We start from the raw sequence: 6,261 nt of genomic DNA on the forward strand, positions 1-6,261 counted from the left end.
GCGACGGCTCGGGCGGCACCGGATCAGGCGGCGACGACTCAGGCGGCGACGGGAGCCTTCGGGCGCAGACGCTTCACCGAGATGCCCGCCAGCTCGCCCAGCTCGGCCATGCTCGCGGCGCCGTGCCGTCGTGCCGCGTGCACGACGATCGCGGCGCACGCTTCCGCGTCTGCCGACGCGTCGTGGTGTCGGAAGTCCTCGAAACCCGCGGCCATCGCGACGACGGGGAGGCGGTAGGAGTCGAGCTCGTAGGTCTTGCGGGCGAGCTGGAGCGAGCAGAGGTAGTCGTATTCGGGGTGCTCGAGGGCGGTGGCCGCGCAGGCCGCACGGATGACGCTCATGTCGAAGCCGGCGTTGTGCGCAACGAACACGTCCTCGCCCGCGAAGGCCGTCAGGTCGGCGAACTGCTCGACCCAGGTCGCGGCCGCGTGCACGTCGTGCTTGCGGATGCCGTGGATCCGCGTGTTCCACTCGAGGAAGTCGTCGAAGCCCAGCGGCGGGCGGATCAGCCAGCCGGCCCGATCGACGACGCGGCCGTCGCGAACCTTCACGAGCCCGACGGAGCAGGCCGAGGCTCCGTGCGAGTTGGCGGTTTCGAAGTCGATGGCGGTGAAGTCGATGGGCACGCTCCAGCCTCTCACGCACCTCCGACGCCGGCGGGAGGGGCGCGCGGCCCGGGCGCCGGGCGCGCCCGTCCCGGCGCTCGGAGCCCACCGCCGCTCCGCCCGGCTTGGCCGCCGCCACGCCGTAGGATGAATGCCCGTGGCTCTCACTATCGCAATCGTCGGTCTCCCCAACGTCGGCAAGTCGACGCTCTTCAACGCGCTGACGAAGAATACGGTGCTCGCCGCGAACTACCCGTTTGCGACGATCGAGCCGAACGTCGGCGTTGTCAACCTGCCCGACTCGCGCCTCGAGGTGCTGGCCGGGATCTTCGGTTCCGAGCGCATCCTCCCCGCTCCCGTCTCCTTCGTCGACATCGCCGGCATCGTGCGGGGCGCGTCCGAGGGCGAGGGCCTGGGAAACAAGTTCCTCGCGAACATCCGCGAGGCCGACGCCATCGCACAGGTCATCCGCGGCTTCGAGGACTCCGACGTCGTGCACGTCGACGGCAAGGTCGACGCCGCGAGCGACATGGAGACGATCAACACCGAGCTCGTCCTCGCCGACCTCCAGACCCTCGAGAAGGCCGAGGCCCGCTACGAGAAGGAGCTCAAGGGCAAGAAGATCGAGCCGATCGTGGTCGAGACTGCGAAAAAGGCGCGCGAGTTCCTCGACTCCGGCAAGCCGCTCTCGGCGTCCTCGCTCGACATCGAGCCGATTCGCGAGTTGGGCCTGCTGACGGCCAAGCCCTTCATCTATGTCTTCAACGTCGATGAGGCGGTGCTGACGGACGACGCCCGAAAGGCCGAGCTGGCGGCCCTCGTCGCGCCCGCGCAGGCGATCTTCCTCGACGCCAAAATCGAGTCCGAGCTGATCGACCTCGACGAGGCCGACGCCGCCGAGATGCTCGAATCGACCGGCCAGACGGAGTCGGGTCTGAACCAGCTCGCCCGCATCGGCTTCGACACCCTCGGCCTGCAGACCTACCTCACGGCCGGCCCGAAGGAGACGCGCGCCTGGACCATCGGGAAGGGCTGGACCGCGCCTCAGGCCGCGGGCGTCATTCACACCGACTTCCAGAAGGGCTTCATCAAGGCCGAGGTGATCTCGTTCGACGACCTCGTCGAGACGGGGTCGATCGCTGAGGCGCGCGCGAAGGGCAAGGCGCGGATTGAGGGCAAGGATTATGTGATGCAGGACGGGGATGTGGTGGAGTTCCGGTTCGGGTCGACATCGACGTCAAAAGGTTAAACGCGTGCGTGCTGTCTTCGTAGACGAGTCAGCCCGCAACGATCGGCTTTACTTCTTCGGTGCCCTGGTGGTGCACGAGCAGGCGGCAAGTGCGATCGAAGTTGGTCTGAACGGTATAGGCGAGCTTCTTGCCGAAAATGTCCCTGGCTTCAGCAGGGACACTGAGTTCCACGGCAACGAGATGTTCCACGGCGAAAAGGGGTGGGACCGAGTTCCGGTCGATTTTAAGATCCGTCGGGTTCCCGGTTATACCGATCGTCAGCTGTCAAGTCTGATCGACACTATGTACTTCGGGCCGTCCCACGCGAGTCGATTACTCCAGGCGACCGATGTGGCGACATACTTCTCGAATCGTAAGCTGACGATCGTGGAGAAGGATTCGCGTGCCAGGGCCGCCGTCCATCGGATCTCGAGCAGGATTCAGGCGGCGACGACGTCTTTCTACGTCTGGTACCCCTGAAAACACAACACCCCGCCGAGGCGGGGTGTTGGCCAGGTGCGGGAGGCCTTGCGGCGTCCTGCGTTCCTCAGTCTCGGGGTAGCCTCCGACATCGTCCTACGTCCTGCCGTGCGTTGAAGTGGTCCCTCGGTGATCACTTGCTGGCGCACGGGGCAGCCAATCACAAGCATGGCGCTCAGCAGCGACGCCCGTCCATCCGGCCCTCAACTTCAGTCGTCCAGGTCTGCTGAGGTCCCGACTGCCAGGGTGCGGCGGCAGGACGGCGACGCCGCAACGTCCCGCTTTACCGTATGACGCTCGTGCTCGGCGTCGTCCGCGGCTGGGATCATCAAGGCGCGGATTGAGGGCAAGGACTACGTGATGCAGGACGGGGATGCGGTGGAGTTCCGGTTCAACGTGTAGACGGCTCCGACTCGTTGGAACGCGGTCGGCTCGCGGGATCGGCTGATCCCGCGAGCCGGAGCCAAAGGCCGAACCATCCGGCACCGACGCATGCTCCAGCAGGAGGGGACCGCTGTGTCTTCGGGAGGTTGACCGGGCGGATGGGAGGCCGGTGGCAGCGCCCTCACGGTGCCGCCGCTCGCCGTCTCGACATCACGCCCTTCCACGGCGGCGCTCCAGACGATCGACTCGCATTCTGCTCGCGGTACGAGGGCGTTGGCCCCCGCACCGCGAGCCGCTGAGCCGAGAGGCCTACGCGGCAGCACCGAACGAGCTGTCGCGATGAAGGCGCTCGACGCCGACAACGACACGCTGGTGCTTGCACTCCGGGTGCACGGGGAGCGCCGAATAATTGGGCACGTCGTCTTCCCCCTGCCGGGTCGGAGCGCCGCAGTTCGAAATCGGCTGGGTCTTTGATCTCGAGCACGCGGCGCACCGGGGCTGCGCGGACGATCACCGAGCCGGGCTTCACAGGGGTGCGGCGCGCATCGGTTCGACGCGGAAAACGAAAGCATCCGAGATGAGCACGTCAGTGAACGAGGTCGCGGCGCTCCAGATGGTGAGCGACGGAGCAGCTCGAGAGAGGATCTCGGCTGCGACCGGAATTTTCCTTCGGCACGGTCGCCCTGAATGGACGTCCGTCCTAAGGATATGACGGTATCGACGAGAGAACCGAAGAGTATGAGGATCGGCAGACGATCAGGCACCGGCCTAGACATCGAGAAGTACCGAAGAATCATCTCTGTAAGATTCTTGTACCTCTCGCGGATCCTTCCTCGTGCATTTTTGATGCGCGGCCGTTTTCTCTGTGCACTCACGTCGTGGTGGTGGGCATGGAGAACCCCCGGGGCGTCGATGGCTCTCCGGATCCGAGCGGCAGAGCAGTTGTGGCCGTGCAGAGAGTCATCTCGGCAGCTCCCACCAGCGTGACTGTAGTCCGCGCTCGCGACGCCTCAAGTGCCGCAGATCAGCGCAGAGAACATGTCAAAGCGCACAGCCAGTTCTGCCGTGTCCGCAAGTGTCCGAGAGCGTTCGCCGTGCTGACCTATCAATCTATTGAGGAACCGGGATTTCTTGAGTTGATGGCATGAGAACTCCCAGCCGAAGCGCAGTTGCGTCGATTTGGGCCGGAGTACACTCACGCCGAAACACCCCCACACTCACCATCGCGAAAGAAGATAAAATGAACGACGCGGGCATTCTTGCAATCGAGCTCGACCTCGACAACATCGAGGTGATCGATGTGGCCAAGGGCTTGGATGACCGTGCACTCGGGATTTCTGCCTCCGACACGTGGCTTTGCACGTCCTCGTCCTCCTCCACGTGCAGCTCCACCTGCTAGAGAACGCCTCGACTGACTCATTCGCGGCCTGCGATCGAAGCAGTAGTCGCAGGCCCCTCCCGCTCTGGCCGCCCGGATAACGAGGGGTCTGCGACTGCCGGCCAGCGGCGGGGCCGCGGAGTGGCTACCCATGCATGAGGTCGAAGTAAGGGTGACAACAGGAACCCGTCAGGCTCGAGACGAGGATCACGATCATAAGTAAAACCGACAAATCGTACGTGGCCCTGAATCTTGAGCTACGGATTCCGAACTTCGATCCACGCATTGGTGATGAGGTCCTCACCCGTGTTGCTCATGATGTCGGCGATCGACCGTGGTGGTTCCTCCGATACTGGCAATCGGGGCCACACATCCGCTTCAGGGCGTTGCGTCGCGAAGACGCGGAGATCATCGAGCGCTCGGTGACGACCAGCTTCACGAAGTGTGCGACATCTTCCTGGAAAGACATCGCAGTACTGACAGATCGGGAATACCGGGACGCCACGTCGGGCGTTGCACGACAGGGCGAAGGGGATGGTGAAATGGAGTGTCTGCCACTGGCGCCTCTAGGAGTGCATGCGCGTCCGTTCAAGAGCGAAGAGTCCCGATATGGGGGAGTGCAACGTTATCGCGCAGCCATTAGGGCCTTCAGCGCCTCTTCCGTCAGCGTGGGCCTCACGCTGGACTCCCATCGGGACATGGACGCGCGCACGAGATATCTCCTCGGCGCGTCGGCAATAGCCAACTTTTATGGGCGCGTTGCGGAGCTAGCGAATCCCTGTGGAACCGCGGATGGTTACGAAGGAAAGCGGCTGTCCATTTCTACACTGCGCAGTGCCCCGTTTGCTCCCGCGCCTGTCGTGACGATGATGAATCGCATCATCGCGAACCCTCGTCCAGATACTTTCGATCACGTGGACCCGCGTCTCCTAGGCCCAACGGTCAAGGACGTGCTGACAACCGAGAACGTGCCGATACGCGGAGCGTACCTCGGCTCGATCATTCACACCACATGCAACAGGCTGGGGCTCGCCGTAGAAGCGGAGAGGTCATTGCGCTGGACGGCTCTTGATCTCGTGGAGGAACAACGTCGAGCTTCGCGCCGAGATTAGGTTAAGTGATCCGGCCCCGATCCCGCGGAGAAGGACATGAAAAGTACGAGTCAGGAGCCGTATATGCATGACAGATCGCGCTTGAGTACTCCCAAGTCGAAGATCGTGATGGGTGCTGTAAACGTCGCGGTCCCGGTCGCGCTCTATTATTTGGCCCGCGCTCTCGGCGCGAGTCAGGTGGTGGGGCTGATGACGGGAGTCGGCTGGTCTCTCGTCTCCACGGTGTACGTATTCGCGATAACCAGGCGGATCAGTGCAAGTTCCGGGGCCGTCGGTTTCCTCCTCCTGCTCAGTGTCATCACCGCGTTGGTCACGCGGGCGGCCTCGTCGGTCCTCGTCGCCTCCGGCATCGTTCCCGCTGGCATAGGTCTGCTCATGATTGTGTCCGCCTTCGTCGGACGCCCCGTGATCCAGAGCCTGATCGCTCCGGCTATGGATGCCGCTGCGAAGAATGAACGAGTCACTGCCACGTGGATGTGGAACAACGAACCGACTTACCGGCGCGCCATGATCGTGTCCACGGCGCTGTGGGGATTTTTAGTCCTCGCCGAGGCGGTCGCAGGCATAGTCTTGGCTGTGAGTCTGCCGGTCGATGAAGTGGTGGCCATCCGGCCAGTGGTCGCTATTCTGATCGTCGGCGTAGCTGGTCTCTGCCAGTACCTGTACATAGGCCATCTGAAAAAGTCTGTGCCCGAAGAACTACGTGAAGGTAGGAACACCCAGTGAACCATCCGCAGCTCGTGAAGGACGTACAGCACAAGGTGATGAAATTCGGGGTCTCTTTCCTGCCGGATGTCAATCCTGGTCTACGGTCACCGGTGCAGTACTACCGCGACCTCATTCGACTCAGTTTGCAGGCGGAAATGCTCGGATTTGAGAGCGTTATTCATAAGGTCTGATTCGGGCGTGTCGTTCCGAGGCATCGGCTTCCCATTCGGGAGAATAGAAGTTCCAAAGCTCGCTATTTTCGGAACGGGAAGCCGATGCGGTACGACTCTACTACAGGCCTGGATGCGGAGCAATTGACGGAGCTGATCTGTCGGATATGGCAGATTGTCACGGGGAGGGGTGAG

Annotated in this window: 7 protein-coding genes and 1 pseudogene; 7 read left to right on the forward strand and 1 reads right to left on the reverse strand. The window is 63.0% G+C overall.

Annotated features, from left to right (window positions below; genetic code table 11):
- Window positions 1-38: 38 nt before the first annotated feature.
- Entirely contained in the window at window positions 39-626 is a 588-nt protein-coding gene (locus C5D07_RS08505; RefSeq protein WP_068254217.1) for an exonuclease domain-containing protein, read from the reverse strand.
- Between the two features lie 136 nt (window positions 627-762).
- On the opposite strand from C5D07_RS08505, the gene ychF reads away from it, so the two are divergent.
- The 7 genes and pseudogenes from ychF to C5D07_RS15340 all read left to right on the forward strand — a co-directional run bounded on the left by ychF (window position 763) and on the right by C5D07_RS15340 (window position 6,087).
- A complete protein-coding gene (gene ychF, locus C5D07_RS08510; protein ID WP_104259128.1) occupies window positions 763-1,854 on the forward strand; it encodes a redox-regulated ATPase YchF in 1,092 nt (363 codons plus the stop codon).
- Window positions 1,855-1,858: 4 nt separating this feature from the next.
- Window positions 1,859-2,314 (forward strand): hypothetical protein, encoded by a 456-nt coding sequence (locus C5D07_RS08515; RefSeq protein WP_104259129.1) that lies wholly within the window; start codon window positions 1,859-1,861, stop codon window positions 2,312-2,314.
- A gap of 330 nt (window positions 2,315-2,644) precedes the next feature.
- Window positions 2,645-2,716: pseudogene (locus tag C5D07_RS08520) on the forward strand (DUF933 domain-containing protein); the annotation flags it as partial.
- A gap of 1,222 nt (window positions 2,717-3,938) precedes the next feature.
- Window positions 3,939-4,097 (forward strand): thiazolylpeptide-type bacteriocin, encoded by a 159-nt coding sequence (locus C5D07_RS15760; protein WP_167542364.1) that lies wholly within the window; start codon window positions 3,939-3,941, stop codon window positions 4,095-4,097.
- A 218-nt stretch (window positions 4,098-4,315) separates the two neighbouring features.
- Window positions 4,316-5,188: a lantibiotic dehydratase C-terminal domain-containing protein gene (locus tag C5D07_RS08525; RefSeq protein WP_170063531.1), complete on the forward strand. Its 873-nt coding sequence runs from the start codon at window positions 4,316-4,318 to the stop codon at window positions 5,186-5,188.
- A 63-nt stretch (window positions 5,189-5,251) separates the two neighbouring features.
- On the forward strand, window positions 5,252-5,914 hold the full coding sequence (locus C5D07_RS08530; protein ID WP_104259131.1) for a VC0807 family protein: 663 nt from the start codon (window positions 5,252-5,254) through the stop codon (window positions 5,912-5,914).
- A complete protein-coding gene (locus tag C5D07_RS15340) occupies window positions 5,911-6,087 on the forward strand; it encodes an LLM class flavin-dependent oxidoreductase (RefSeq protein WP_146076695.1) in 177 nt (58 codons plus the stop codon). Before C5D07_RS08530 ends, C5D07_RS15340 begins: the two co-directional genes overlap by 4 nt.
- Window positions 6,088-6,261: the final 174 nt, after the last annotated feature.

The sequence above is a fragment of the Rathayibacter tritici genome, from assembly GCF_002932875.1.
In the GTDB taxonomy this organism is placed as follows: domain Bacteria; phylum Actinomycetota; class Actinomycetes; order Actinomycetales; family Microbacteriaceae; genus Rathayibacter; species Rathayibacter tritici.